We start from the raw sequence: 1161 nt of genomic DNA, 5'->3' as shown, positions 1-1161 counted from the left end.
CGGGTAAGTAGCCGTCTGACTGTTTGTTACCCGGCCTTGAATTAGGATATGAGTATGGCGTTTACGCGAGAGCGACAGATTCCTGCCAATGGGCTGGATTTTTTTGTAGCGGAGGCTGGCGAGGCCGGTGCGCCCCTGGTGCTGTGTTTGCACGGTTTCCCTGAATGCTGGGCTTCGTGGCGGTACCAGCTGCCGGTGCTGGCCCAGTCCGGTTATTACGCGGTGGCGCCGGATTTGCGCGGTTACGGCTTTACCGGTGGTCCCAAAGAGGCCGATGCCTACCGGCAGAGTGTGCTGGTTGAGGATGTGATGGCCCTGATTCAGGCGCTGGGCTATGACAGCGCCATCCTGATGGGGCATGACTGGGGCTGTGGCCTGGCCTGGCAGGTAGCACGCCGATATCCCAAAGCAATCAGAGCGGTGATCGGTATGTCTGTTCCCTATGGTGGCCCGGCGCCCGAGCCGCCTACTACCGCCATGCGCAAGCTGTTCGAGGACCGTTTTTTCTACATGCTGTACTTCCAGCAAGCGGCCCTGCCTGAGCAAGAGCTTGAGGCTGACGTGTCGTACAGCTTGCGATGTATTTTTCATGGTCTTTCCGCCGACGGGATCGCGGATTTCAAGGTCGGCCCGGATGATACCGGCTTCCTTCAGTCCATGCCGGTTCCGGCGACCCAGCCCCGCTGGATGCGCGAAGAGGACCTGGCTTATTACGTGGAGCGTTTTGAGCACAGCGGTTTCACTGGCCCGATCAACTGGTACCGGTCCATGGATGCTTCCTGGGAAGAAAGCCGTGATGACACTGACTGGCAGATCGTGATGCCGACCCTGTTTATCGGTGGCCTGCAGGACCCGGTGATCATGTTTGGCCAGAAAGCGCTGCAGCGCATGCCGGATTACATTCCGGACCTGCGTACCGTGATGCTGGATCAATGCGGCCACTGGATCCAGATGGAGCAGGCGGCTGAAGTGAACCGGGAAATACTGGCTTTTCTGGAAGAGATTCATGCCGATGAAGTCTGAGGTTAGCAACTTTCATAAGGTTGGGGAGTTTCATCGGGCATTTTCGTTGCCCGTGGAGCCTCGGCCAGTGGTGCCGGACGATGCGACCGTGCGCCTGCGTCTGGCCTTGTTGCTGGAGGAATTCCACGAGCTGGCCGA

At 58.7% G+C, this 1161-nt stretch carries 1 protein-coding gene; it reads left to right on the top strand.

Going from position 1 to position 1161, the window contains the following annotated elements; all coding sequences use genetic code 11:
- Positions 1-54: 54 nt before the first annotated feature.
- Positions 55-1023: an alpha/beta fold hydrolase gene (locus A3730_RS19860; protein WP_063519811.1), complete on the top strand. Its 969-nt coding sequence runs from the start codon at positions 55-57 to the stop codon at positions 1021-1023.
- Positions 1024-1161: the final 138 nt, after the last annotated feature.

It is taken from the genome of Alcanivorax sp. HI0044 (genome assembly GCF_001634945.1).
The sequence above is the reverse complement of the archived record's forward strand: the minus strand, read 5'-3'. Positions and strand labels throughout refer to the sequence as shown.